Annotated in this window: 26 protein-coding genes; 12 read left to right on the plus strand and 14 right to left on the minus strand. The window is 62.8% G+C overall.

From position 1 onward, the window contains the following. The first annotated feature begins 170 nt into the window (after nucleotides 1-170). Nucleotides 171-827, plus strand: a complete 657-nt coding sequence (locus AC07UC_RS25690; protein WP_140768356.1) for an outer membrane protein — start codon at nucleotides 171-173, stop codon at nucleotides 825-827. A gap of 62 nt (nucleotides 828-889) precedes the next feature. On the opposite strand, the gene AC07UC_RS25695 is transcribed toward AC07UC_RS25690, so the two are convergent. Next, nucleotides 890-1,486 carry a glutathione S-transferase gene (locus AC07UC_RS25695; RefSeq protein WP_140768358.1) on the minus strand — a complete coding sequence of 199 codons (597 nt, stop codon included), beginning with the start codon at nucleotides 1,484-1,486 and terminating at the stop codon, nucleotides 890-892. Between the two features lie 450 nt (nucleotides 1,487-1,936). On the opposite strand from AC07UC_RS25695, the gene AC07UC_RS25700 reads away from it, so the two are divergent. Beyond that, a complete protein-coding gene (locus tag AC07UC_RS25700) occupies nucleotides 1,937-2,395 on the plus strand; it encodes a hypothetical protein (RefSeq protein WP_494907820.1) in 459 nt (152 codons plus the stop codon). A 502-nt stretch (nucleotides 2,396-2,897) separates the two neighbouring features. Then, entirely contained in the window at nucleotides 2,898-3,209 is a 312-nt protein-coding gene (locus AC07UC_RS25705; RefSeq protein WP_202323144.1) for a transcriptional regulator, read from the plus strand. A gap of 78 nt (nucleotides 3,210-3,287) precedes the next feature. On the opposite strand, the gene AC07UC_RS25710 is transcribed toward AC07UC_RS25705, so the two are convergent. From AC07UC_RS25710 to AC07UC_RS25725, 4 genes are all read right to left on the minus strand, one after another. Beyond that, nucleotides 3,288-4,124: an EamA family transporter gene (locus tag AC07UC_RS25710; protein WP_494907821.1), complete on the minus strand. Its 837-nt coding sequence runs from the start codon at nucleotides 4,122-4,124 to the stop codon at nucleotides 3,288-3,290. Next, entirely contained in the window at nucleotides 4,121-4,702 is a 582-nt protein-coding gene (locus tag AC07UC_RS25715; protein WP_494907822.1) for a TetR/AcrR family transcriptional regulator, read from the minus strand. The genes AC07UC_RS25710 and AC07UC_RS25715 overlap by 4 nt, the downstream gene beginning before the upstream one ends. A gap of 283 nt (nucleotides 4,703-4,985) precedes the next feature. Next, nucleotides 4,986-5,438, minus strand: a complete 453-nt coding sequence (locus tag AC07UC_RS25720; protein WP_494907823.1) for a hypothetical protein — start codon at nucleotides 5,436-5,438, stop codon at nucleotides 4,986-4,988. 137 nt (nucleotides 5,439-5,575) lie between these two features. After that, entirely contained in the window at nucleotides 5,576-5,998 is a 423-nt protein-coding gene (locus AC07UC_RS25725) for a VOC family protein (protein WP_494907824.1), read from the minus strand. Nucleotides 5,999-6,185: 187 nt separating this feature from the next. On the opposite strand from AC07UC_RS25725, the gene AC07UC_RS25730 reads away from it, so the two are divergent. After that, nucleotides 6,186-6,965 (plus strand): helix-turn-helix domain-containing protein, encoded by a 780-nt coding sequence (locus AC07UC_RS25730; protein ID WP_494907825.1) that lies wholly within the window; start codon nucleotides 6,186-6,188, stop codon nucleotides 6,963-6,965. A 21-nt stretch (nucleotides 6,966-6,986) separates the two neighbouring features. Here AC07UC_RS25730 and AC07UC_RS25735 read toward each other — a convergent pair whose 3' ends face one another. From AC07UC_RS25735 to AC07UC_RS25745, 3 genes are read right to left on the minus strand one after another with little or no spacing between them, the layout of a single operon-like run. After that, nucleotides 6,987-7,850, minus strand: coding sequence for a 23S rRNA (adenine(2030)-N(6))-methyltransferase RlmJ (locus AC07UC_RS25735; RefSeq protein WP_140768373.1), 864 nt, complete (start codon nucleotides 7,848-7,850; stop codon nucleotides 6,987-6,989). Beyond that, a complete protein-coding gene (locus AC07UC_RS25740; RefSeq protein ID WP_494907826.1) occupies nucleotides 7,847-8,455 on the minus strand; it encodes a hypothetical protein in 609 nt (202 codons plus the stop codon). The genes AC07UC_RS25735 and AC07UC_RS25740 overlap by 4 nt, the downstream gene beginning before the upstream one ends. A gap of 33 nt (nucleotides 8,456-8,488) precedes the next feature. Continuing rightward, on the minus strand, nucleotides 8,489-9,166 hold the full coding sequence (locus AC07UC_RS25745; RefSeq protein ID WP_494907827.1) for a TetR/AcrR family transcriptional regulator: 678 nt from the start codon (nucleotides 9,164-9,166) through the stop codon (nucleotides 8,489-8,491). Nucleotides 9,167-9,251: 85 nt separating this feature from the next. Between AC07UC_RS25745 and AC07UC_RS25750 the strand changes: the two genes are divergently transcribed. Next, nucleotides 9,252-9,722, plus strand: coding sequence for a carboxymuconolactone decarboxylase family protein (locus tag AC07UC_RS25750; RefSeq protein WP_494907828.1), 471 nt, complete (start codon nucleotides 9,252-9,254; stop codon nucleotides 9,720-9,722). 189 nt (nucleotides 9,723-9,911) lie between these two features. On the opposite strand, the gene AC07UC_RS25755 is transcribed toward AC07UC_RS25750, so the two are convergent. Continuing rightward, complete coding sequence (locus AC07UC_RS25755; protein WP_494907829.1) at nucleotides 9,912-10,361, minus strand: DNA polymerase III subunit chi; 450 nt, start codon at nucleotides 10,359-10,361, stop codon at nucleotides 9,912-9,914. Between the two features lie 9 nt (nucleotides 10,362-10,370). After that, entirely contained in the window at nucleotides 10,371-11,882 is a 1,512-nt protein-coding gene (locus tag AC07UC_RS25760) for a leucyl aminopeptidase (RefSeq protein WP_494908989.1), read from the minus strand. A 364-nt stretch (nucleotides 11,883-12,246) separates the two neighbouring features. Here AC07UC_RS25760 and lptF point away from each other — a divergent pair, with 364 nt between their 5' ends. From lptF to rsmA, 6 genes are all read left to right on the plus strand, one after another. Then, nucleotides 12,247-13,449, plus strand: coding sequence for an LPS export ABC transporter permease LptF (gene lptF, locus AC07UC_RS25765; protein ID WP_140768396.1), 1,203 nt, complete (start codon nucleotides 12,247-12,249; stop codon nucleotides 13,447-13,449). Next, nucleotides 13,446-14,531: an LPS export ABC transporter permease LptG gene (gene lptG / locus AC07UC_RS25770; RefSeq protein WP_181179651.1), complete on the plus strand. Its 1,086-nt coding sequence runs from the start codon at nucleotides 13,446-13,448 to the stop codon at nucleotides 14,529-14,531. The genes lptF and lptG overlap by 4 nt, the downstream gene beginning before the upstream one ends. Further along, nucleotides 14,531-16,951, plus strand: a complete 2,421-nt coding sequence (locus tag AC07UC_RS25775) for an LPS-assembly protein LptD (RefSeq protein ID WP_494907830.1) — start codon at nucleotides 14,531-14,533, stop codon at nucleotides 16,949-16,951. The genes lptG and AC07UC_RS25775 overlap by 1 nt, the downstream gene beginning before the upstream one ends. An 88-nt stretch (nucleotides 16,952-17,039) precedes the next feature. Beyond that, nucleotides 17,040-17,975 (plus strand): peptidylprolyl isomerase, encoded by a 936-nt coding sequence (locus AC07UC_RS25780; RefSeq protein ID WP_181179536.1) that lies wholly within the window; start codon nucleotides 17,040-17,042, stop codon nucleotides 17,973-17,975. 13 nt (nucleotides 17,976-17,988) lie between these two features. After that, nucleotides 17,989-19,005, plus strand: coding sequence for a 4-hydroxythreonine-4-phosphate dehydrogenase PdxA (gene pdxA / locus AC07UC_RS25785; protein ID WP_494908990.1), 1,017 nt, complete (start codon nucleotides 17,989-17,991; stop codon nucleotides 19,003-19,005). Between the two features lie 25 nt (nucleotides 19,006-19,030). Then, nucleotides 19,031-19,870 (plus strand): 16S rRNA (adenine(1518)-N(6)/adenine(1519)-N(6))-dimethyltransferase RsmA, encoded by an 840-nt coding sequence (gene rsmA, locus AC07UC_RS25790; RefSeq protein WP_494907831.1) that lies wholly within the window; start codon nucleotides 19,031-19,033, stop codon nucleotides 19,868-19,870. A gap of 140 nt (nucleotides 19,871-20,010) precedes the next feature. On the opposite strand, the gene gmk is transcribed toward rsmA, so the two are convergent. From gmk to mltG, 3 genes are all read right to left on the minus strand, one after another. After that, the gene (gene gmk, locus AC07UC_RS25795) at nucleotides 20,011-20,667 is read right to left on the minus strand and encodes a guanylate kinase (RefSeq protein WP_140769699.1); all 657 of its coding nucleotides are present in this window, start codon (nucleotides 20,665-20,667) and stop codon (nucleotides 20,011-20,013) included. Between the two features lie 21 nt (nucleotides 20,668-20,688). Then, nucleotides 20,689-21,579 carry a YicC/YloC family endoribonuclease gene (locus AC07UC_RS25800; RefSeq protein ID WP_494907832.1) on the minus strand — a complete coding sequence of 297 codons (891 nt, stop codon included), beginning with the start codon at nucleotides 21,577-21,579 and terminating at the stop codon, nucleotides 20,689-20,691. Nucleotides 21,580-21,736: 157 nt separating this feature from the next. Next, complete coding sequence (mltG, locus tag AC07UC_RS25805; protein WP_494907833.1) at nucleotides 21,737-22,846, minus strand: endolytic transglycosylase MltG; 1,110 nt, start codon at nucleotides 22,844-22,846, stop codon at nucleotides 21,737-21,739. Between mltG and AC07UC_RS25810 the strand changes: the two genes are divergently transcribed. Next, entirely contained in the window at nucleotides 22,845-23,117 is a 273-nt protein-coding gene (locus tag AC07UC_RS25810; protein ID WP_483124240.1) for a hypothetical protein, read from the plus strand. The genes mltG and AC07UC_RS25810 overlap by 2 nt on opposite strands. Here the strand turns inward: AC07UC_RS25810 and fabF are convergent. Continuing rightward, nucleotides 23,105-24,367, minus strand: a complete 1,263-nt coding sequence (gene fabF / locus AC07UC_RS25815) for a beta-ketoacyl-ACP synthase II (protein WP_140768412.1) — start codon at nucleotides 24,365-24,367, stop codon at nucleotides 23,105-23,107. The two genes, AC07UC_RS25810 and fabF, sit on opposite strands and share 13 nt — an antisense overlap.

The following is a 24,367-nucleotide window of genomic DNA, read 5'->3' on the forward strand; positions in this document are numbered from 1 at the left end:
AGGTTCTGCCTCATTCGTGCCGGGGAATGACCCAAGTTCAGGTTCGCTTCAGCCGCATTTTGACACGACATTTGGAACCGACGAACGCCAGATCCGTTTCACCCCCCGGACGGGTTGATGGCGATCGTAAGAAACAAGCCTGTGTCCTGTGGCTTAAGGAGTAAAGAACAATGCAAGCCAATCTCAAATTCGCACGGCCGCTGGCCGTCGCGCTCGGGCTCTTCGCCCTCGGTGGAACCGCTTATGCCGCGGACGTCGTTCAGGAAGAGCCGCCGGCACCCGCTCCGGTTGCCGAACTGCCTGTGGCATCCTGGGCCGGCCCCTATGCCGGTATCAACCTCGGCTATGGCTTCTCCGGCCGTACCAAGGAAAAGGATACCGGTTTCGACACCAGCACGAAGGGTTTCGTCGGTAGCGTCTTCGGCGGCTATCAGTGGCAGCAGGAGAACTTCGTGTACGGCGGTGAAGCCGAACTCGGCTACAACGGCGTCAAGGGTGACGACAATGGCATCCACTCCAAGGGTGGCTTCGAAGGTTCGCTGCGTGCCCGTCTGGGCTATGCAGTGACCCCGGAAATCCTGCTCTACGGCACTGGCGGTCTCGCCGGCAGAAGCCTGAAGGTGGAAGACTCCGACCTCCTCGCCAGCGACACCGGCACGATGATCGGCTGGACCGCGGGCGTCGGCACCGACATCAAGCTGACCGACAATGTCTTCGGCCGTGTCGAGTATCGTTACACCGACTTCGGCAGCAAGAGCTTCGATGGTATCGGCAAGGTCAAGGCCACCGACAACCGCGTTACCTTCGGCGTCGGTATGAAGTTCTAAGTCGTTCAAGCCACGACACGAAAAAGCCGGGCCTTGCGCCCGGCTTTTTTTGTGGCCGCCGGTCAACCCGGGATCGCGGACTTCAACTCCGGGAATTTCTCGTCGAAACGCGCCGCCCAGCGGGTCAACCGGCCGCGGCCCTTTTCCCATTTGCCGGTAAAGCGCAGTGAGAGATAACCGAGGCAAGCCCGCAGAGCCATCTGGCCGGCGGTGATCTTCTTCGGCAGTTTCGGCGGGTTGGCGTTGAGCAGGTCGAGAGCGGAGGTGATCTTCGCCCACTGCCGGTCGAGCCAGGGCTGATAGACCATCTCCTCAGGCCGGGTGCGGCGCTCATAGACCATCGACAGCGCGCAATCGCAAATGCCGTCGGCCAGCGCCTCCAGTACTTCCGCCTCCAGCCGCTTGTCGGGATTGCGCGGAAACAACGCGTTCTTCGAAATCCGGTTGAGGTGCTGGGTAATAGCGCGGCTGTCGTGGATCGAACGGCCGTCATCAAGCACCAGCACCGGGATCTTGCCGAGCGGATTGGCACCGATCAATTCGGCCGGTCGGTCCTCGGTCTTGACCGGCACCAGATCGATCTCGATCCCGGCATAGGCCGCAGCCATCCTGACCTTGGAGCTGTAGGGAGAGGTGGATGCGTAGAGCAGCTTCGACATGATCGGTTTCCTGTTGCGGACGTCCAGTGTTGACTGGACGGGCACTTGCGATCAACCGCCAGAGCGCAAAAAAAGAGCTGCCAGAAACCGATTGCGGTTTCGCCCCAAGCATAGCCTACAGAGTGGTACGTTGGAAACACGAGCAAGCTACGGCAGCAGGCTGATTATCTTCAAACCTGCATTCGCATCTCACCAACCAGGCACTGCGCCGGGGCCTTCGCCAAGCGCGACAAGGAGACAGTTCAACGGGCGAGCGAGGCAGCCAACCGGCGCCTCGCTTTGCTTGCCCCCTCGGTCTGATCCCGATGTTCAGCCCCGAGGGCTGAACCCGCTGCCGGACTTGCTTCGATCCAGTTCGTCAGAGCGTCCTTGCCGAGCCCCGAAGGACACGCGACGCCCCAACGACCGGTCTACTTCTTGGCCGGAGCCTTCGCCTTTGCAGGCGCTGCCTTGGCCTTCGGCGCGGCGGCTTTCTTCACCGCGGGCTTTGTAGCGGCCGCTGCTGCTTTCGCAGCCGGCTTTGCCGCTGCCTTCGCGGCGGGCTTTGCCGCAGCCTTGGCGGGCGCTGCCTTCTTGGCCGCGGGTTTTGCCGCCGCCTTGGCCGCAGGCTTCTTCGCCGGTGCTGCCTTCGCTGCAGGCTTTGCCGCTGCCTTGGCGGGCGCCGCCTTCTTCACTGCGGGCTTCGCCACAGCCTTGGCCGCTGCCGGCTTCTTGGCCGGTGCTGCTTTCGCTGCGGGCTTTGCTGCGGGCTTTGCCGCCGCCTTCGCAGGCGCTGCTTTCTTCACTGCCGTTGCGGCCTTCGCCGCGACTGCTTTTGCGGGTGCTTTCTTTGCCGGTGCTTTGGAAGCCGGCGCTTTAGATGACTGCTTAGCCATGTCATGCCCCTTCACGTTATGCCGATGGCCGTGAATGACCCCGGCGCGCAATGCATATCTGACTCGCGGCTCGCTAGCCAGCGAAGCAATGGTATGATTTTCTCAGCTTAAATTTTCGTTGAGATCGAGACGCGATCGCACTCATCATCGCAAAAATCCGTCGCTGATCTTCTGATACCACCGGCAATTTGACACCGGCATTCTCGATGCGAGCCCACCATCGAACTCCGAAGACTAGCGAGCAACTTTACGCATGATCGTCGGCCGTGAATATCATGACCTGCCACCTCACCGAGGCGATCATCTTCCGCAAGCGAACGGTCTATGTGGATCACGAGGGCGATACGGCGACCGATCTGAGGATCACCTTGTCAAGCATGCATCCATACCTCCAATTGACAGATAACTCTGCATAACAGAGTATTCTGCAAAGATGCGATTGCGCTTTGTCGATCGCGCAAGAAGCAAGTGGCGCTGCCGCTTTCCGAGAGCGCCGTACCACATGACGACAGTCCTTGCCGCATTGGAGCCCATCGATGAGCGCCGACGACATCATCCATCAAAGTAAGCGACTCAGGATCATGGCCATCCTCAACACGCTGGAAAGGCGCGAGGCGCTGGAGTTCACCCAGTTGAAGATCATGGTCGAAGCCACCGATGGAAATCTCGGGGCACACCTCGATACGCTGGCCAGGGCGGGCTATGTCGATATTGAAAAGCTTTTCGTCGGGCGACGGCCGCAGACACGGGTCAAGGCAACAACGATCGGGCGGCGGGCCTTTCGCGGTCACATTGCCTTTCTTCGCAAGATCATCGATCAGGCGGAGGCAACGCGGCGCGGGAAATAACACTGCAATTTAGCGAACACCGTTGGCGCGTCGCGATGACGGCGGCGCCCCGCGTATAAGGCAGGCGCATGGATTTCGTCACGGCTGATAGCCGAGGCAGATGGCGCCGAGCGCCACGACGGCGCAGGCGCCGACCCGCCGGGGTGTCAGCGTCTCGCCGAGAAACAGCCGGCCGATGAAAGCCGCGAAGACGACACTGGTCTCGCGGATCGCGGTGATCGGACCGGCAGGTCCGAGCGCGAAGGCCGCCACCACGACGCCATAGGCCAGAAGCGCGAACAGGCCGCCGCCCAGTGCCTTCCAGGTCTCCGGCGCCCGCGGGTCGATAGCAAGCCGGCCACGGCTGGCGATGAAGATCGCCGGCATCAACGCGCCATAGGCCAGCAGGACCCAGGCGGTGTAGGCGCCGACATTGCCCGCCGCGCGAACGCCGATTGCATCGACCGTCGCATAGGCGGCAATGATAGCTCCCGTTGCCAGCGCATAGAGGATCGATGTCGTGGCGGCTCTTCCTCGTCCGAGCGAAAGACCCATGATGCCACCGCCGACCAGGGCGACGCCGACGGTCTCCAGAACGGTGAGCTGCTGGCCGGCCAGCAGGAAGCCGCCAAGGGTGACGAGCAGAGGCACGCTGCCGCGAACAATCGGGTAGACCTGTCCCAATTCGCCATGTTTGTAGGCGGCCACCAGGAACACGCTGTAGCCGACCTGCAGGCAGGCCGAGAGCCCGACATAGGGCCAGGCCGACGTGGCTGGAAAACCGTTGAAGACTGCCAGGGGAATGGCCAGCACCGTGCTGGAGAAGCTCATGACGGTGACGGTCCACAACCTGTCGGCGCCTGTTCGCAGGAAAGCGTTCCAGCTTGCGTGCAGAATCGCCGCGAACAGCGCGAGGCCGACGACCAGCGGACTCATTGCGGCCTGCGCGAGGCAGCGATGATGTCCAGGGCCGCCTTGCGGGCTTCACGAAGAGCGGTACCCGCCTGCCCCATCTGCGCCATCAGGGTGGCCCCTTCGATCAGCATCAACAGCGTCGCCGCCACGTTCTCGGCGCGCCCGCGCGGCATCACCTGCGCGAGGATCGATCGCATGCGCTGCCTGAAGCCATTCTTCTGCCTGGCGACAGCCTCGAACACGGGATGCCCGGGATCGCCGAACTCGGCCAGCGCATGCGCGAATAGGCAGCCGTGGAAATCCGGGCTACGGAACCAGCGGCCATGCCAGTCGAAAATCCTCGCGATCTTCTGCTCCGACGTCATGCTCTCCCGCGCAAGTTGGTCGAGCTGATCGTCAAAACGCCTGGCGCGATAGTCGAGCACCGCGACGATCAGTTCATCCTTGCTGGGGAAATGGCGATACATCGTCATCTTGGCCACATCGGCCTCGGCGATGATCCGGTCGATCCCGGTGGCATGGAAGCCGGCACGCTTGAACAGCGCATAAGCGGTTTCGACGACGTGCTGGCGTTTGTCGGAGACAGGCGACGGCGTCATGATGCGCACCAAGTGATGAGACAGGTCTGTCTCATACCTATGTGATGGATCTCACCGTCTGTCAACACGGCACGGAAAAGGCCTGCAGCTGATTAAGCCGCAGGCCTTAAACAGAATCGAGAATTTGGAAGATCGCGCTTGGGGTGTGCTGAGATTCAGGTCAGGCCGAGTCGAAAACGGTAGCTTCCGAGAACCGGAGCGGAGCGTACTCAAAGTACGAGAGCACCGGAAGCGCAGGAAGCTACCGTTTGCAGGCCGGCCTCACCTGAATATCAACACACCCTTAGCGCAGGACGCGGCAGCGGCCGTTGTAGACCATCCAGCGGTCGAAGCCTGAGACGCAGAATTCGACATTGTCGCCGATCGAGGCAAAGCCCTGGCCTTCCTCGATCAGGTACCAGATGGACCGGTCGCGCCCGTCGGACAGGCTGACAGTGGCCCCGCAATAGCGGCGGCCGATCGGCCAAGTGTCGTCGGCCGGCAGATAGCGGTGCTGATGGATGCGCCGGAAGTCGGTGATCTGCACATCCGGCAGATGCGGCACATGATGCACCTGGTAGGAGAAGCGGGAGGTGATCTTGCTCAGCACCCAGGGCTGGCCGCAGACGCCGCCATCGTCGTCCGAATAGACGCCAAGGTCAGCCGCCTGGACCGCATGGGTAAAGCCAAGAGGCGCGGCGAGCGGGGTACAGAGCGAAATCAAGGCAGCAAGTGCGGATTTGGCGAAGCGAGTCATGACAGCCTCTCAAGGTCGATTACGCGCACTGTGCGGATTCGCTTGGCGTCGGTCAAGCGGTTGCTCAGACAATGGTTTCCAGAAACCAGCTGGAGCGTCTACCAACGTACCTACCGGCTACGCGTTCCTCTCCAGTATCAGTCTTCCGGAAGAAAGGCGGGGTTGAAGACGACCTCCCAGAGATGGTCGTCCGGGTCCTGGAAATAGCCGGCATAGCCACCCCAGAACGTATTCTGGGCCGGCTTGACGAGACGGGCGCCTGCCCTGACGGCCTGCGCCATCACGGCATCAACCTCGGCCTCGCTCGTGACGTTGTGACCGATGGTGAACTCGGTCGGGCTGCGGCCGGTCTGGCCGATGCCAGCGTCTCGGGCGATGTTGGGACGTTCGAAGATCGCGAACTTCAAGCCGCCCTGCAGATCGAAGAAGGCCACAGCGCCATGCTCGAACTCCCTGCCGATGATGCCCTCGGTCGGAAGCCCAAGTCCGTTTCGGTAGAATTCGAGCGAAGCTTCCAGACTATCGACACCAAGGGTGATGACACTGATGCGAGCTTTCATTTTGACTTCTCCTTTCTATATTCGGGACTTGCGCGGTGACGTCAGCGCGGATGTGGTCGCTAATGCCAGCGGGAGGCTTCATGTGATTTGCCATGGCTGGAGCGGTGCGCATTGAAGATTTCGGCCAAAATGGCGGAGAGCGCGAGCCGAACGGCGAGCTTATGATTGCTGGCCAAGCAGACGGATGATGGCTGAAGGGATGGAAGCGGTACTGGCGCAGACCACCGGCTTTTTCCAGGAACGCCCGGCAGACAGGCGGCTGGGTGCCGTCTTCGCGTCCGTCTGGATCCACCGCATGCAGGACCAGGACGCTCCACCTGTCGTGATAACGCCGGATGCGACGATCGACCTGCAGTGGATCGACGGCCGGTTCCGGGTCGCGGGGCCGGACCGGGAGCCGCAGATCGAGGTATTGCCGTCAGGAGCGACGATTGTCGGATTCAGATTCCGGCCAGGAGCGGCCGCCGCGTGGCTGGGCGTGCCGGCCAACCGGATCGTCGGAGAACGCCTCGACCTCGTTGACCTTTGTGGCACCATGGCGCGCCATCTGGCATGCCGCGTGCGGGACACGCCCGATCTTGCCTGGCTGGCGGGGCAATTGGAGAAGGCAATCGGGGAATACACGCAAGAACACCGTGCGCCCGATGTGGTCATGGGCAATGCATTCGACGTCATCGACCGGGGGCTGCCGGCCGGCAAGCCGCTGGTGCCGTTCCTGCTGCGCAGCTTGCATATGAGCGAGCGGTCGCTGCGTCGCCGTTTCGAGGAGAGTTTCGGCTATGGCCCCAAGACGCTCGACCGCATCCTTCGCTTCCATCGTTTCCGGCGTCTGCGGCAGGCATCCGGCAATGCCTCGACCGCTGTCTTGGCGGTCGAGGCCGGCTATGCGGATCAGGCCCATTTGATACGCGAAAGCAGGCGGCTGTCCGGCATCACGCCGTCGGCACTGGCCGCCACCGGAGCATAGCAGCGCCTCGGGCGACAGCGTTCAAGCCGTGCCCGCCTGCTCCCCGGCCAGCCACTCCAGCGACCAGTGCGCCGGCTTTTCCACCGCAAGCAATTTGTGGAGGGCCGGCAACAGCGTTCGCAATTCGCCCTCCAGCGTGAAGGGCGGATTGACCACCACCATGCCACTGCCATCAAGGCTGGGTTCCGAAGAGGCCGGCCGGATCTCGAATTCGATGTCGAGGATTTTCGGGATGCCGGATTGCTTCAGCGCCTTCCTGAAGGCGATGATCGCCTTGCGGTCCTTGATCGGATACCACAGCGCGTAAATGCCGCCGGGCCAGCGCTTGTGCGCCCTTATGAGCCCGTCGACCAGGCGGCCGAACTCGCCCTCCTCCTCGAACGGCGGATCGATAAGGACCAGGCCGCGCTTCTCCTTCGGCGGCAGATGCGCGCCCAGCGCCAGCCAGCCATCGAGTTCCATCACCCTCACCTGGAAGTCGCCGGCGAATTCCGCTTTCAGCTTGGCGGCGTCTTTCGGGTGCAGTTCGATCGCGGACAGCCGGTCCTGCTTGCGCAGGAGATGGCGCGCCAGCATCGGCGAACCCGGATATTTCTTCACGCCATCCCCGGGATTGAGCGACCGCACAGCCTCCAGATAGGGCGCCAGCAACGCGCCAGCCCTGGCGTCGAACGAGGCATCGATCAGCCTGCCGATGCCGCCTTGCCATTCGCCGGTCTTCTGCGCCTCGAGCGACGACAGATCGTAGCGGCCAATGCCGGCATGGGTATCGACGACGCGAAAAGCCTTGTCCTTCTGCTTGAGATAGTCGAGCAGCCGCGTCAGCACGACATGCTTGACGACATCGGCGAAGTTTCCGGCGTGGTAGGCGTGGCGGTAGTTCACTTGGATCCCCTGCCCCAGCGCGGCGGCGGTTGCGAGTTCGGATTGTCCGGCCGGCCGCCACCGGAACGCCGGGACAGCAGGAAGCCGATCAGGCCGATCGCCATCAGCGAGAGGCCGACCGGCCGCGCACGACGGTCGGCCTCGCCGACACCGGAGCGCAGCACAAGGTCCACCGCCCGCATCGGTATGTCCTCGGCATCGCCCGGACCGACAGTGAAGACATAAGGGCCGGGACTGACGGTCGCGATGACGCCCGCCTCGTCGCGAAAGATCTTGTCGGGCAGTTGCGGGCTGGCCTGGCGCGGGTTGTCGACATGGTTGAACTGCAACGTCGATGCAAGCACCGTGCGGCCATTGGTGGCGGCGGTCAGCGTCAACACCGTGCGTTGCTGCGAAACGATGCGCTCGGCTCTCGCGGTCAAGTCGACCAATGCCCGCACCGGCGCGTCGCGGCCCGAGAGCGACACGGTCACTGGTTTGAAGCGGCCTTGTTCATAGACCCGCCAGGTGCCGATTTCGCGGCCGGAAAAATTGGTCATCGCCCAGGGATAGATGAGGCCTATACCGGTGCCGGCCAGCAGGATCAGGACAAACAGAAAGCGCATTCAGACAGTCACCTTGTAATCATGCCTTGGCAATCATGCCTTGCCGGGCAACTGGCCAGTACCGGCACCGTCGCGCAGGCGTTCCATTTCATCCAGCAGCATGTCGAGGCCGAGTTCGAATGTCTTGTCGAATTCGGCGGTGCCGAAAAAGCGACCGGCCGCCGTGACATTGGGAAAATCCCGGGCCAGTTGCTCGTCGTTGACCGTGTTCACAGCCGACGGACCCCTGGCATAGCCCGCGTTCTCGTCCAGCACCGCGCCCATCAGATAATAGCCGACGGCGCGAAACAGCCGCGCGCTGAGTTCGGTGTCAAAGCCGGCATCCCTGAACAGGCCGATAATGCCGTCCAGCCAGGCAAGGCAGATGGGCGAATTCATACGGTAGGTGACGAAGAAAGCAGCATAGGCTGGATGGTCGCGGCCGATGCGACGAAAATCCTCGATGGCGATGCGCATCCTTTGCCGCCATGGGAGGCTGGCGTCGGGCATTTCGAGCACACCGATCAACCGGTCGACGAGGGCTTCGTGCAAATGCGCCACCGAAGGAAAGTGGTGGTAAATGCTCATCGCCTCGCAACCGAGTGCCGCCGCCAGCTTGCGCATGGAAAAGCCGGCGAGCCCCTCCTTCTCGATCACCTCGAAGGCCGCGTCCTCGATCATTTCGCGCGACAGGCGGCCACGCGTTCCGGCTTTTTTTATCGATGTGTCCATGGCGCCGCTTGACAACTTACACTGTAAGGTTCATTTTTTGCATTACCTTACACCGTAAGGCTTGGAAAAACCAGAGGAGAATGTCATGTTCGACTATCGCATTCTTTCATCCGTGCCTTCTTCCATCCGCCGGACCTGCCTGGTCGCCGCTACCGGCTGTGCACTGACGCTGGCCGCGGCACCTGCCCATGCCGACGACTATGATGCGACCCTCAAGGACATCCAGTCGACCATGGGTGGCGTACCGAGCTTTGTGAAGCAGTTTCCCAAAGCCGGTCTGCCCGGTGCCTGGGCCGAGGTCAAGGCCATCGAACTCAGTGACAAGACGGCGCTGCCCCCAAAGGTCAAGTCGCTGATCTCGCTGGCGGTGGCGGCGCAAATTCCGTGCAGCTATTGCATCTGGTCGGACACGCAGGACGCCAAGCGCGCCGGCGCCACCGACGAGGAGATCCAGGAAGCCGTGACAATGGCTGCGCTGACCCGCCACTGGAGCACCATCTTCAATGGCATGCAGGTCGATTTCGACAAGTTCAAGAAGGAAATGGGCGGGCAATAAGCCCGTCGGCAAGAAGGAAATGGGCGGGCAACAGGCTTGCCGGCAAGAAGGAATCAGTGAGGTGGCGAACCAGACGATGACGGTTGTGATCGTCTAAGAGACCCGCCAAAAGGCGGGTCTCGTCATGGGAGCCCATCCAACCGACACCCGATTGCGACCTGGTCGCCATGTCGGCCATTTCGCCGACGCCTAGGCCTTGCGCTCCCAGCGGCGGTCTGATGTCTGCTGCCAGTAGGTCACGGCATGGCCTGCGTCCTTCATCGTCTTCCAATGCGCGCGGGCCGCCTCGACCTGGCCGGCGTCATGGCCGTCGAACAGGAACACGGCGCGCTCGTAACCGGCAAGATCGGGCGCCGCCGCGCCGTCGACCAGGAACCTTATCTTGGCTTGGTTGGGATTGCCGTCGCCGGTGGTCAACAGGATAGGCTGCTCCCCGGGATAGGCCTCGCGATCGGTCGCGTGCGCCAGGAACGAATCATCGCGGAAGGTCCACAGATGCTGGTCGAGCGCGTCGCGCCGTTCCTCGGTGCCGGTCTGCACCACGGCGCGCCAGCCGCGATCGACGCTGCGCTCGAGCAGGCCCGGCAGCGCATCCTCCAGCGTCGATTCGGTCAGATGGTAGAACAGCACGTCGGCCATGGATCGAGGTCAGCTTTCGTAGTGATCGCGCACCAGCCGGTCGAGCAGTCGGACGCCGAAGCCCGAACCCCATGACTGGTTGATCTCGCTCGACGGCGAGCCCATGGCCGTACCGGCAATGTCGAGATGCGCCCACGGCGTATCCTTGACGAAGCGCTGCAGGAACTGCGCGGCGATGATGGCGCCGCCATAGCGGCCGCCGATGTTCTTCATGTCGGCGTTCTTGGAATCGATCAGCTTGTCGTATTCGGCCCCGAGCGGCATGCGCCACAGCCGCTCCTGAGTCGCCTGCCCCGCCCCCGTCAGTCTCTCCGCCAATTCGTCATTGTTGGAAAACAGGCCGGCATAGTGCAGGCCGAGCGCGACCATGATGGCGCCGGTCAGCGTCGCCAGATTGACCATGAATTTCGGCTCAAAGCGGTCGTTGCAGTACCACAGCGCGTCGGCCAGCACGAGACGCCCCTCGGCGTCGGTGTTGAGAACCTCTATGGTCTGGCCCGACATGGAGGTGACAATGTCGCCGGGACGCTGGGCATGGCCGTCGACGGCGTTCTCGACAAGACCGATGATGCCAACGACATTGGCTTTCGCCTTGCGCGCGGCCAGTGCGTGCATGAGTCCGGTTACCGCGGCAGCGCCACCCATATCGCCCTTCATGTCCTCCATTCCCGACGCCGGCTTCATCGAATTGCCGCCGGTGTCGAAGGTGACGCCCTTGCCGACAAAGGCGACCGGGCTGTCCTTGGGCTTGCCGCCGTTCCACTGCATGATCGCCATGCGCGCGCCACGTGGCGAGCCTTGCGCAACGCCAAGCAGCGAGCCCATGCCGAGCTTCTTCATCTCCTTCTCGGCCAGGATCTCGACCTTGACGCCGAGCGCCTCGAGCTCCTTGGCCCGGGCGGCGAACTCGACCGGTCCCAGAATATTTGCCGGTTCATTGACAAGGTCGCGCGCCAGAAGCACGCCGTCGACCACCGCCTCGGCATCCGCGAAGGCCTTCCTGGCGCCTGCCGGGTCGGCGGTGTGGATGGTTATCTTGACCGACTTCTTCGGATCGGCCTTTGCGTCATCCTTGTCCTTCCTGGTCTTGTACTTGTCGAAGGAATAGCCGCGCAGGAGGATGCCCGCCGCAAGATTGGCGGCGTCCTTGCCATCAGGCGAGGCGCCGGCAAGGTCGAGCACGACGGCAACGTCGGTTGCCTTGCGCAATGAGGCTGCAATGGTACCGCCGAGTTTCAGCCAGGCATATTCGTCGAGCCCCGACGCCTTGCCGGCGCCGATCGCGACCAGCCTGTCGAGCGACGTTGCCTGCGGCGCCAGAACCTCGACGACGCCGGCGAACTTGCCCGTGAACTCGGCCACCGGGAACGCCCGTTCCAGCGTCTTGCCTTGATCGTACGCCGAGGCGATGTCGCTCAGGCTTCCGTCATCCGCCGACAGCACGAAGACCGTGCCCTTCCTGTTCGCCGCCGTCTGAGGCGCGGCAAATTTTGCAAAGGCGATCGACGGTCTCGGATTCATCATGTCCTGCTTTCGGGGATTGCGCGATGATGCGCGAAGCGGTTTGAAACGATCCGCGACATTTGGTCGTTTTCCGGCATTTGGCAAGACTTTGCCAAAATGGCTACCCATATGACACACGGAATCGATGGCGATTCGTCGCGGCACGGCCCCGCTTCATGCCGCAACATGTTGTTAACCATCGATGTTCGCCCTTTCTTATCCATTCCCTCCGACACTCCGGTCCACTGCGGCACGCGACGTGGGACGGGAACCGGATCGCCTGCCTGATCGAGCCCATCGGAGCCAGTTGTGCGGTCGTCGCCGGACAGCTACCCTGAGCGTGGTGGCATGATGCCGTTCGAGAAAATCGAGTAAAGCCTTCATGAAGGTCGTTGAACGCTACATCATGCGCCGCGCTTTCGTGGTCTTCCTGGCAGCGCTGGTCTGGACACTGGCCATCGTGTGGACCACGCAGGTGCTGGCCAAGATCGACCTCGTCACCGACAGTGGCCAGTCGTCGCTGACCTTCTTCGAGGTCGCCGCCCTCATTCTTCCCTCGATCATACCGATCGTCGTGCCTTTCGCGCTGGTGGTGGCGGTTGCCCAGACACTCAGTGTCATGAATTCGGATTCCGAGCTCGCCGTCGTCAACGCGGCTGGCGCCTCGCGCTGGACGATCGTGCGGCCAATCATGCTTCTCGCCCTTGCGGCCAGCGTTTTTTCCTTTGCCGTCGACAATGGCATCGACCCCTATGCAAGGCAGAAGAATCGCGCCCTGGTGGCGCAGTCGCGCGCCGACCTGTTGTCGCTGATCATCCAGGAAGGCACTTTCCGCAAGATCGAGGACGGCCTTTTCCTGCAGATTGGCGAGCGGCTTCCGGACAATCGGCTGGGCGGCATCTTCGTCGCCGATTCGCGCGAGGAAGGCGTCAATCTCGTCTATTATGCCAAGACGGGCAGCATCGTAGAACGCGGCGGCGAAAAGGTGCTGATGATGAATGACGGCGTCATCCACCGCAAAACGCTGACCGGCGACCTCAGCGTCATCCGGTTCACCTCCTATGCCTTCGACATGTCGGCGTTCATGGCGGCGGCCTCCGAGGTGACGCTGCTGCCGAAGGACCAGACAACCCAGTACCTGCTCAATCCAAGCCCCAACGACAAGAATTTCCAGCAACGACCGCAGGAATACAGGGCCGAGATCGACCAGCGATTTTCGGAATGGACCTATTCCATGGTGTTCGCGCTGATCGCGCTCGCGGTCGCCGGCGACGCGCGCTCGCATCGCGAGGCGCGCGTCAATCCCCTGATCACGGCGATCACCATATCCCTGTTCGTGCGCTGGCTGGGTTTCTTTGCCGCCAGCAAGGCGGATGAGATTCCGCAATATGCCTATATGGTCTATGGTGTGCCCATCGTGGCTTCCGCCGTTGCCATCTGGTTCATCGTGTCGAACCGCACCATGGAACTGCCGGTGGCCTGGGCTGACTGGATGACGAACCTGGCCAGCCGCTTCGGTGACGGCTGGAACGCCCTCAAGCTGCGTTGGTCACGGCGCGGCACTTCAGGTCAGGGGATCGGCTGATGGGCTGGACACTGGGCCGCTATTTCTTCTTCCGTTACGTGACGATCACGATCTGGTTCTTCCTGGGCCTGCTGGCGCTGGTGTTCCTGATCGATTTCACCGAACTGTCCGGTCGTACCACCGGCCTGCCCGGCTTCACCTATGGAACGGCCGTGGCCATTTCGGGCCTTCGCATGCCGATGATCATGCTGCAGACAGTCCCGTTTGTCGGCCTGTTCTCGGCGATGGCAACGCTGGTGTCGCTCAACCGCCGCTACGAGCTGGTCATCGCGCGTTCCGCCGGCGTTTCGGCCTGGCAATTCCTTTTGCCATGCTGCATCGGAGCACTGCTGTTCGGCTTCGTGTCGGTCGGGCTCATCAATCCGCTGGCCGCACACGCCTTCTCCTTGTCCGAACAGATCGAGACCCAGTTGCGCTCCGGCAAATCGAACACGGTTTCGGCCGATGCCGCCCCCTGGATTCGTCAGAAAACCGGCGATGGTGACACCATCATCGGCGCACGGGCCATTCTCAACCAGGGCCTGGAGATGGCCGACGCCGTCTTTTTCGTCCTCGACCAGCAAGGCAATATCGTCGAGCGCAAGGATGCCGCGCGCGCCTACTTGCGGGACGGCTATTGGGACTTGCAGGACGTAAAGACCTTCAAGAACGGCACCATCCAGCCCGCCGCAAGCGATCGTGTGCCGACCAATCTGAAGCCGGAATTCGTGCAGGAGCGGCTGGCGCGCCCGGAAACCATTCCATTCTACGACCTGCCCGGAAAAATCGAGGTTGCCCGTTCCTTCGGCCTCAAGGCAAATGCCTTTGCCATGCAGTTTGATTCGCTGGTGGCGTTGCCGTTCCTCCTCGTCGCCATGACGCTGATTGCGGCAACAGTTTCAATGCGATTTGCGAGGATGGGACAATCAGCAACGATGATTCTGGGTGGCGTCGTTGCCGGCTTTCTGCTTTATGTCGTTTCGGTGCTGGTGAAGGCATTCGGCGTGGCGGGGTTCGTGCCGACTGCCATAGCCGCCTGGGTACCAGTTGTGGTAGCTATGTTCTTCGGGGTGACTTTCCTGCTATACAAGGAAGACGGCTAGTGAGGGAGGCGTTTTTGCCCAGCAACAGGCAGGCCAGTTTGGCGCGCCTCTATGCGGCGAGCGCCTTGGCGTGCCTGCTTGCCTGCGGCGTTCCATTGCCTGCGTTCGCGCAGGAAGTCGGCGATGTGGCGACCAAGGTTCCGTCCGGCTCGCAGATGCTGCTCGCGGCCGATACGCTCGAGTACAACAACGACAACCAGACCGTGACCGCTGTCGGCGGGGTTCAGATCGACTATGGCGGCAACCGCCTCGTCGCCCAGAAGGTCGTATACAACCGCAACACCAAGCGGATGGTTGCCAGCGGCAATGTCGAGATCGTCAACAGCGACGGCACCAAGATCAATTCGCAGCACATCGATATCACCGACGATTTCGCCGACGGCTTCGTCAACGCGCTTCGCGTTGAAACCGTCGACAAGGCCTATTTCGCCGCCGAAAGCGCCGAACGCATGGGCGGCGTGCTGACCACCTTCCACAATGGTGTCTACACCGCCTGCGAGCCGTGCGAGGACAAGCCCGACAAAGCGCCTACCTGGCGCGTGAAGGCCAGGAAGATCATCTGGAACGGCGAGAAGAAGACGGTTCGCTTCGAGAATGCGAATTTCGAGTTCTTCGGCTTTCCGCTCGCCTACCTGCCGGCTTTCGAGATCGCCGACCCGACGGTGAAGCGCAAGAGCGGCTTCCTGATCCCCAGCATCAGCTACAACAGCCACCTGGGGTACAGCGTCAAGGTTCCCTACTATTTCGCACTTTCGCCGACCTATGACCTGACGGTGTCGGGAAGCGGCTACACCAAGCAGGGCTTCCTCGGAGAGGCCGAGTGGCGGCAGCGCTTCAACAATGGCCAATACAGTTTGAAGATCGCCGGCATCCAGCAGCAGGATCCCGATGCCTTCATCGACAGCGCGGGCCGCAACGTCGATTCCGGCGCCGCGGGCGACCCGAACAAGTTCCGCGGCATGATGGGCACGCAGGGACAGTTCGCGATCAACGAACGCTGGAATGTCGGCTGGGACGTGCTCCTGCAGACGGACAAGAACTTCTCCAACACCTACAACATCGACAAGTACAATGCCGCCGTCCACCAGTCGTCGGTCTACCTGACCGGTCTCAATGGCCGTAACTATTTCGACGTGCGCGCCATGCATTTCGAGGTCCAGGAAGATACGCTCAACAGCAATCTCGCGGCGCGAAGCGGCCAGCAGCCCTGGGTGCTGCCTTCGCTGGATTATGCATACATCCCCGATGCGTCCATCGCGGGCGGTCAATTGTCGATGAACGTCAATACGCGGGTCATCCGCCGCGATGATCTCGATGAAGCTTTCAAGACTCCATACGACGACACCACACCCGTGCAGCGCGTGCGTGGCATCGCAGGTGACTCCAGCCGTCTCACGGCCGAAGCGGAGTGGAAGCGGACATTCGTCACCGACGACGGCCTAGTGCTGACACCGCTGCTGGCGCTGCAGGGCGATGTCGACTACCTCAACGCGTCATCGGGTTCGCTCGCCGCAGTCAACCAGATGGCGACGAATTTGGGGCAGCAGGACGATATGCGGTCGTCGTTTGCCCGTTACATGGCAACAGCGGGCCTCGAAATGAGTTGGCCGATGCTGTTTTCGATGGCCAGCGGGTCGAGCCATGTCATCGAGCCGATGGCGCAGGTATTCGTGCGTCCGAACGAACAGTATGTCGGCGGTCTCGCCGTCCCGAATGAAGACGCCCAGAGCATGGTGTTCGATGCGACCACGCTCTTCGAACGCGACAAGTTCTCCGGTTACGACCGCGTGGAAGGCGGCTCGCGCGCCAATGTCGGCTTCCGCTATTCCGGCTCCTATATCAACGGCTGGGGCACTAACGCGATTTTCGGCCAGTCCTACCAGATTGGCGGGGACAACTCCTTCGCCGCGCCGGATCTGGTCAATGTCGGTGCCTATTCGGGCCTCCAGAACACCAAGTCCGACTATGTCGGCCTGTTTGGCATCAACAGCCCGAATGGATTCGCGGCTTCCGTCAGCGGCCGCTTCGACGAGCAGAGCTTCGAGATTCGCCGCGCCGAGGTGAAGGCCGCCTATTCGGGCCTGCCGGTGTCGTTGAGTGCCAAATACGCCTTCATCCAGGCCCAGCCGCTCTATGGTTTCACGACCGACCGTCATGAGGTCACGCTGGGTGCGTCCACCCATCTTGCCGAGAACTGGCGCGTGTTCGGGACAGGAACCTACGACCTGCAGGAAAGCCTGCTGGTCAAGGATGGCGTCGGCTTCGCCTACAACGATTCCTGCTTCACCTATCTGATGACGTACTCGCAGTCGCGTGACCTGAACACCAGGGAAGTGACGCAGAGCATCGGCTTCAATCTGTCGTTCCGCACCCTCGGCGACTTCGGCTCGTCGACCAGCGCGATCGACACCATCCAGTAGCCGGCGACATCGTTTCGCCGCATAGGGCTGGCACGGATTCGCGCACCCGGTAGAGGACGAAATTGGGCGGAACCGGGATAGAATTGGGATGCTAATGATGAGGAAATACCTCTTTTCAGCAGGGTTCGCGCTGCTTGTGGCGGCAACATCCGTGTCAATGACCGTCATGACGCCGCCGGCCTTCGCCAGCGAGATCAAGTACGTCGTCAACGACATACCAATAACGTCAGGCGATATCGCGCATCGTGCCGCCTTCCTGAAATTGCAGCACAAGAAGGGTGGCGACGCCGCCCAGGAAATGATCGATCAGACGCTGCGCCTTGCCGAGGCCAGGCGGCTTGGCATCCGCATCAGCGACGCGCAGGTCGAGGCTGCCTATCAGCGCTTTGCTTCCGGCAACAAGATGCAACTCAGCCAACTCGACGGCGTCATGGAAAAATCCGGAGTCACCAAGGAACACTTCAAGGAGTTTATCCGCGCCCAGATGGCCTGGAACCAGGCCTTGAGCGCGCGCTACCGTTCCGGAGAAGGCGGCAGCGTGACCGAGCAGGACGCGGTCCGGCGCATGCTCGACAAGGGCGGCGCCAAGCCAAGCGCCACCGAGTACATGCTGCAGCAGGTCATCTTCGTCGTGCCGGCCGCCGAACGCAGCGCGACGCTGGCCAAGCGCAAGCGCGAGGCCGACGCCATGCGCGCCCGCTTCAACGGCTGCAACACGACGCGCGAGTTCGCCAAGGGCCTGATCGACGTGACCGTTCGCGATCTGGGCCGGGTGCTGGCGCCGCAACTGCCGCCGGACTGGGCCGAGCAGATCAAGGCCACCAAGGTTGGCGGCGCCACCGTCACGCGCGAAACCGAGCGCGGCGTCGAGTTCATCGGCATCTGCTCGTCGCGCGAAGTGTCCGACGACAAGACCGCCCAGATGGTGTTCCAGAGCGAAGGCTCCAATGACAAGGCGGCCGACGATCTCAGCAAGAAATATGTCGAAGAGCTGAAGGCGAAAGCCCGCATCGTCAAGCGCTGACGTGAGCAGCGCGATGAAGGCGCTGGCGCTGAGCGTTGGCGATCCGTCCGGCATCGGCCCCGAAATCGCTGTCGCCGCCTTCCTGGCGCGCGAGACAGCCGGTTTGCCCGCCTTTTATCTCCTGGCTGATCCGGCGCTGATCGCATCGCGGGCAAGCCGCCTCGGCGTGTCGGTGCCGATCGTCGAGACGACGCCGGGGCAAACGGCGCAAGTTTTCGTCAACAGCCTGCCGATCGTTCCACTGGCGGCCCGGTTCATCGACAGCCCCGGCAAGCCGGATCCGGCCAATGCGGCCGGCACGATCGAGGCGATCGACCGCGCTGTCGCTGCCTGCCTCGCCGGCGACGCCGCTGCCGTGGTCACCTGCCCTATCGCCAAGAAGCCGCTCTACGATGCCGGGTTCCGCTTTCCCGGCCATACCGAATATCTGGCGCATCTGGCGACCCGGCACAGCGGTGTCGAGGTGAAGCCGGTCATGATGCTGGCGGGCCCTGATCTGCGCACCGTTCCCGTCACCATCCACATCGCGCTGGCCGAGGTGCCGAAGTCGCTGACCGCCGAATTGATCGTGGCGACGGCGCGCATCACCGCCACCGATCTCGCCAGCCGTTTCGGCATCGCCAGGCCGAGGCTTGCCATTGCCGGCCTCAATCCGCATGCCGGCGAAGGCGGCTCCATGGGCCAGGAAGACGAACGTGTGGTGCGCCCGGCGGTCGACATCCTGCGCGCCGAGGGCATCGATGCTTTCGGGCCTCTGCCGGCCGACACGCTGTTCCATGCCAGGGCGCGGGCGGGCTACGATGTGGCGCTGTGCATGTATCACGACCAGGCCTTGATCCCGGCCAAGGCGCTGGCCTTCGACGAAGCGGTCAACATCACGCTCGGCCTGCCCTTCATCCGCACGTCGCCCGACCATGGCACCGCCTTCGACATCGCCGGCAAGGGCATTGCGCGGCCCGATAGCCTGATCGCCGCATTGAAGCTCGCCAGACGGCTCGCCGACATCGACAGCAAGGCCGCCGCCGCATGAGCGCTCCCGTTTCGGGTCCGAACGCATGAGCCTCGACGGGCTGCCGCCGCTGCGCGATGTCATCGAGCGCCATGGGCTGCAGGCGAAAAAGGCGCTCGGCCAGAATTTCCTGCTCGATCTCAATTTGACGGGCAAGATCGCACGCAGCGCCGGCGACCTGACAAACACTGCTGTGATCGAGGTTGGTCCTGGGCCTGGCGGCCTGACAAGAGCGCTGCTTGCCAACGGCGCCCGCCGGGTTGTCGCCATCGAGCGCGACGAGCGCTGCCTGGCGGCGCTTGCCGAAGTATCCGCTCACTATCCCGGCCGGCTGGAGCTGATTTCCGGCGACGCGCTGAAGACCGACTTCGCCGTCCTCGCCGAGGCAGCGGCCGGAGATGGTGGGATGGTGAGGATCGTGGCCAACCTGCCCTACAATATCGGCACGGAATTGCTCGTCCGCTGGCTGACTGTGATGGACTGGCCGCCGTTCTACGCCTCGATGACGCTGATGTTCCAGCGTGAGGTGGCCCAGCGCATCGTCGCCGCGCCTGGCAGCGATGCCTATGGCAGGCTTGGCGTGCTGGCCGGCTGGCGCACGCAAGCCAGGATTGCCTTCGACGTGCCGCCCCAGGCCTTTACGCCGCCGCCCAAGGTCACCTCTTCGGTGGTGCATCTGGAGCCGCGCGCGACACCCCTGCCCACTGACGTGAAGAAACTCGGCCGTGTCACCGAAGCCGCCTTCGGCCAACGCCGAAAGATGTTGCGGCAGAGCGTGAAAAGCCTCGGCGGCGAGGCCTTGCTCGAGCGCGCGGGCATCGACCCGACAAGACGTGCCGAAACGCTCAGCGTCGAGGAATTTGTGCGGCTGACGAACGCTGTTTAGCTCGCTTCTCCCCGTTCACGGGGAGAAGATGCCGGCAGGCAGATGAGGGGCGGCACGAACTTTTCGCAGGTTTGGCGCTGCCCCTCATCCGGCCCTTGGGGCCACCTTCTCCCCGTGAACGGGGAGAAGGAAAAAAGACCTCACGCCGTCTTCTCGTCCAACAGACCGGAGACGAAATCGAACAAGCCGGGCCGGCGGTCCCGCCGCAATCGTTCGGCGACGACGATGCCGCGCACCTCGGCGAAGGCGCGGTCGAGATCGTCATTGACGATGACGAAATCATATTCCTTCCAGTGCTCGATCTCATTGCGGGCGTTCTTCAGCCGCGTCTCGATCACCGCTTCCTGGTCCTCGGCGCGGCGCTTCAGCCGAGCCTTCAATTCCTTCATCGATGGCGGCAGGATGAAGATCGAGACGATATCGGCCCGCATCTTCTCCTTGAGCTGCTGGGCGCCTTGCCAGTCGATGTCGAACAGCATGTCGCGGCCTTGCGCCAGCGCCAGTTCGGCAGGTTCACGCGGTGTCGCATAGCAATTGCCGTGCACTTCCGCCCACTCGAGCAGCGCATCGGAATCACGCAGCCGCTCGAAGTCGCGCATGGTGCGGAAATGGTAGTGAACACCCTCGATCTCCGAGCCGCGCCGCGGCCTGGTGGTGACCGAGACCGACAATTCGAGGCTGGAATCGCTTTCCAGGAGGTTGCGCGCGATCGTCGACTTGCCGGCACCGGATGGCGACGACAGGACGAGCATCAGCCCCCGGCGGCGGATGCGGCCCCCCAAATCCCTGGGAACCATCGGTTCCTTGGCAACCATCGGCTACTCCAGATTCTGGACCTGTTCACGAAACTGGTCGACCACGGCCTTCAGTTCCAGCCCGATCGCGGTGACGGCTGCGGCGTTCGACTTCGAGCACAGCGTATTCGATTCGCGGTTAAATTCCTGTGCCAGAAAATCGAGCTTGCGGCCGACGGCGCCACCACCCCCAAGCAGGGCCCGGCCAGATGCCACATGCGTTTTCAGCCGGTCGATCTCTTCGCGGATATCAGCCTTGGTCGCAAGGAATGCTGCCTCCATGTGCAGCCGGCTGGCGTCCAGATTGGCGGACGCGTCCATCAGCAGCCTGACCTGCTCGGCGATGCGTTCACGGATCGCCGCGGTGTCGCGTGAGGGATCCGCCTCCGCGCGCAACGTCAGTGCCTCGATGGCATCGATGTGACCGGACAGCAGCAAAGCCAGTGCCGCACCCTCGCCCTGCCGCGCCTGTTCCAGCCCTTTCAGCGCGACGTCAAGCGCAACCGTGATGGCGGAGTCGAGCGCGGCGCGCGCCTCCTCGGTTTCGACGGTTTCAGGAATGTCGAGCACGCCTCGCAGCGACAGTAATCCGTCGGCTGTCGCCGGGGCAACGCCGAATTGTTCCTGCAGACGTTTGGCGAGACCCGCAAGGTCTTTCAGAAACGCCTCGTTGACGACGGGTTGCGCCTGCGCGCCGGCGGCGCGGCCGATTGTGAGCGTCGCCTGGAAATTGCCGCGGGCGAAACGCTTCTGCAGCGTCTGTCGCACCGCCGGCTCCAGCCGCTCGAAACCTTGCGGCAGCCGCAGCCGCACCTCGACGCTCTTGCCGTTGACGGACTTGACCTCCCAGGCGATCGAGGTGCCGTCATGCTCGGCGACGGCACGTGCAAATCCGGTCATGCTCTGCAAATTCATGTCGCCTGCACATCCCTGGCGCATCACCCCGAAACCAGTTTTCCGGACAGGGCAAGTGCTGCTTGAAAACAACCACGCCGCGGGCGCGTCGAAATCGGACGCGCGGCGTTCTTTCAAATGTCAGGCTGTCGCCTTCCGGGCAACGCCTTTCTTCGTCTTACTGGGCATCACCCGCATCGCCGCCGGCATCGCCATTGTCGCCACCGGTGCTGTCGGCGCCATCGGCAGGCTTGTCGGCAGCAGGCTTGTCCGCATTGCCGTTGGCACCAGCGGCAGCGGCCTTGGCCGCGTCATCGGCCTGCTTCTTCTGCAGCGCACGATAACGGGCGACGTTCTCATTGTGCTCGTCCAGCGTCGCGGCAAAGACATGACCGCCCGTGCCGTCGGCAACGAAATAGAGATCGTCGGTCTTCGATGGATTGGCCACGGCCTCAAGCGCCGCACGACCCGGATTGGCGATCGGCGTCGGCGGCAGGCCGTTGATCACATAGGTGTTGTAAGGCGTCTGCTTTTGGATGTCCGACTGGTAGATCGGGCGGTCGGCAGGCTTTCCCTTGCCACCGAACAGACCATAGATGATGGTCGGGTCGGATTGCAGGCGCATGCCCTTGGCCAACCGGTTCAGGAAGACGGCGGCGACGCGCGAACGCTCGTCACCCCTGCCGGTTTCCTTCTCGACGATCGACGCCAGGGTGACAAAGTCCTCGACATTGGCGAGCGGCAGATCCGGCGCGCGCCGCTGCCATACCTCGTCGACCAGCTTCTTCTGGTCGGCCAGCAGCTTGTCGATCATCTGCTGGCGCGTCGCTCCACGCGTGAAGCGCAGCGTGTCGGTGGCAAGGCTGCCTTCGGCAGGCGTTGTCGAAGGCATGTCGCCACTCAGGGCGGGTTCGTCGGCGATACGCTGCAGGGCCTGCTCAACCGTCAGCCCTTCCGGAATGGTCAGCGAGTACATCACCGACTTGCCGCTTTTCAGGAGCTCCATGATGTCGCGCATGGATGCCCTGGGCTTGATCTCGTATTCGCCGGCCTTGAGCGCGGAATCATTGCCGAAGGCACGCACGCCAAGGCGGAAGACGCGGGCGTCGCTGATCAGTCCGCGACGCTCAAGCTGGTCGGCGATATCCTGGACGCCAGTGTTCGCCTTGACCAGGAAGGTGTCGCCATTGGCCGAAGGGCCGGGTTCGGTGAATTCCTGCTTGCCGAAATAGACCGCCACGCCAGCCGCCAGAACCAACAGCATCACCGAGGAGATGACGAAGTTCATGAACACCACGACCTGGCTGCGCGAAGCGCGCGAGCGTTTCGGCGGCGGGGTTCCGGCTTCCGGCCGCAAGGCCTCGCTGGCTGTCTTCGGCACGATCGGCCCGGTGTTCGCCGGCCGTTGCCCGAATTCTCCGTTGCCCACCGGATTTGTGTTCATTTTGCCCTACCGTTTGATCGCCCAACGAATCCCCTGCGGCAGAGTAGGGGCGAATATGGCAAAATTGACGGCACGCCGAAGCATCGTCCGGCGGCCGGACGATCAGCCATTGTAGCGCTGGAACACAAGCGAAGCGTTTGTGCCGCCGAAGCCGAAGGAATTGGATAGCGCCACGTCGATCTGGCGGGAGCGAGGCTTGTTCGGCACCAGGTCGATCGCGGTTTCACGCTCCGGATTGTCGAGGTTGATGGTCGCCGGAGCAATATTGTCCCGGATTGCGAGGATCGAAAAGATCGCCTCGGCGGCACCCGCCGCGCCCAGCAGATGGCCGATCGACGACTTGGTTGACGACATCGAAATCTTCGACGCGGCATTGCCGACAAGCCGCTCGACGGCGCCGAGCTCAATCGTGTCGGCCATGGTCGAGGTGCCATGCGCGTTGATGTAGTCGACGTCGGAAGGCGTAAGCTTGGCCCGGTTCAACGCCGCCGTCATGCAACGGAAAGCGCCGTCGCCGTCTTCAGCCGGTGCGGTGATATGATAGGCGTCGCCCGTGAGACCGTAGCCGGTCACCTCAGCGTAGATTTTCGCCCCGCGCGCCTTGGCATGTTCGAGTTCTTCGAGCACCACGACACCGGCGCCCTCGCCCATGACGAAGCCGTCTCGGTCACGGTCATAGGGACGCGAGGCCGTCTGCGGCGTGTCATTGCGCTCGGTCGACAGTGCCCGACAGGCGGCGAAGCCCGCGATCGACAGCCGCGTCACCGGCGCTTCGGCGCCACCGGCGACCATCACGTCGGCATCACCCCACATGATCAGCCGGGCAGCATCGCCAATGGCGTGCGCGCCGGTCGAACAGGCCGTGACGACGGCATGGTTCGGGCCTTTCAGCCCGTGCCGGATCGAAACCTGGCCAGAGACAAGATTGATGATCTGGCCAGGGATGAAGAAGGGGCTGATGCGGCGCGGACCGCGCTCCTTGAGGATTATCGCATTCTCGGCGATGCCCTCGATGCCGCCAATGCCGGACCCGATGAGCACGCCGGTGGCGCACTGCTCCTCATGCGTCTTGGGCTCCCAGCCGGAATCCTTCAGCGCCTCGTCGGCGGCGGCAATCCCGTACAGGATGAAGTCGCCGATCTTGCGCAATTCCTTAGGCTCGAGCACGGCCTCGGGATTGAAGGTAGCATTGCTGCCGTCACCACGCGGAATGACGTGGGCGACCTTGCAGGCAAGATCCTCCACCTCGAACTCGGTGATGCGCTTGGCGGCGCTGCGGCCGGTCAGAAGTTCCTTCCAGCTGTGCTCAAAGCCCATGCCGAACGGCGACAACAACCCAAGGCCCGTGACGACGACACGCCTCAT

This window comes from Mesorhizobium sp. GW821-FHT04C10 (genome assembly GCF_059420305.1).

Bases quoted from the DNA above. Each gene is read 5' to 3' on its own strand.
- AC07UC_RS25690 (WP_140768356.1), top strand. From the start codon at position 171: ATGCAAGCCAATCTCAAATTCGCACGGCCGCTGGCCGTCGCGCTCGGG.
- AC07UC_RS25695 (WP_140768358.1), bottom strand. From the start codon at position 1,486: ATGTCGAAGCTGCTCTACGCATCCACCTCTCCCTACAGCTCCAAGGTC.
- AC07UC_RS25705 (WP_202323144.1), top strand. From the start codon at position 2,898: ATGAGCGCCGACGACATCATCCATCAAAGTAAGCGACTCAGGATCATG.
- AC07UC_RS25710 (WP_494907821.1), bottom strand. From the start codon at position 4,124: ATGAGTCCGCTGGTCGTCGGCCTCGCGCTGTTCGCGGCGATTCTGCAC.
- AC07UC_RS25715 (WP_494907822.1), bottom strand. From the start codon at position 4,702: ATGACGCCGTCGCCTGTCTCCGACAAACGCCAGCACGTCGTCGAAACC.
- AC07UC_RS25720 (WP_494907823.1), bottom strand. From the start codon at position 5,438: ATGACTCGCTTCGCCAAATCCGCACTTGCTGCCTTGATTTCGCTCTGT.
- AC07UC_RS25725 (WP_494907824.1), bottom strand. From the start codon at position 5,998: ATGAAAGCTCGCATCAGTGTCATCACCCTTGGTGTCGATAGTCTGGAA.
- AC07UC_RS25730 (WP_494907825.1), top strand. From the start codon at position 6,186: ATGGCTGAAGGGATGGAAGCGGTACTGGCGCAGACCACCGGCTTTTTC.
- AC07UC_RS25740 (WP_494907826.1), bottom strand. From the start codon at position 8,455: ATGCGCTTTCTGTTTGTCCTGATCCTGCTGGCCGGCACCGGTATAGGC.
- AC07UC_RS25745 (WP_494907827.1), bottom strand. From the start codon at position 9,166: ATGGACACATCGATAAAAAAAGCCGGAACGCGTGGCCGCCTGTCGCGC.
- AC07UC_RS25750 (WP_494907828.1), top strand. From the start codon at position 9,252: ATGTTCGACTATCGCATTCTTTCATCCGTGCCTTCTTCCATCCGCCGG.
- AC07UC_RS25755 (WP_494907829.1), bottom strand. From the start codon at position 10,361: ATGGCCGACGTGCTGTTCTACCATCTGACCGAATCGACGCTGGAGGAT.
- AC07UC_RS25760 (WP_494908989.1), bottom strand. From the start codon at position 11,882: ATGAATCCGAGACCGTCGATCGCCTTTGCAAAATTTGCCGCGCCTCAG.
- lptF (WP_140768396.1), top strand. From the start codon at position 12,247: ATGAAGGTCGTTGAACGCTACATCATGCGCCGCGCTTTCGTGGTCTTC.
- AC07UC_RS25780 (WP_181179536.1), top strand. From the start codon at position 17,040: ATGCTAATGATGAGGAAATACCTCTTTTCAGCAGGGTTCGCGCTGCTT.
- pdxA (WP_494908990.1), top strand. From the start codon at position 17,989: ATGAAGGCGCTGGCGCTGAGCGTTGGCGATCCGTCCGGCATCGGCCCC.
- rsmA (WP_494907831.1), top strand. From the start codon at position 19,031: ATGAGCCTCGACGGGCTGCCGCCGCTGCGCGATGTCATCGAGCGCCAT.
- gmk (WP_140769699.1), bottom strand. From the start codon at position 20,667: ATGGTTCCCAGGGATTTGGGGGGCCGCATCCGCCGCCGGGGGCTGATG.
- AC07UC_RS25800 (WP_494907832.1), bottom strand. From the start codon at position 21,579: ATGAATTTGCAGAGCATGACCGGATTTGCACGTGCCGTCGCCGAGCAT.
- AC07UC_RS25810 (WP_483124240.1), top strand. From the start codon at position 22,845: ATGAACACCACGACCTGGCTGCGCGAAGCGCGCGAGCGTTTCGGCGGC.
- mltG (WP_494907833.1), bottom strand. From the start codon at position 22,846: ATGAACTTCGTCATCTCCTCGGTGATGCTGTTGGTTCTGGCGGCTGGC.
- fabF (WP_140768412.1), bottom strand. From the start codon at position 24,367: ATGAGGCGTGTCGTCGTCACGGGCCTTGGGTTGTTGTCGCCGTTCGGC.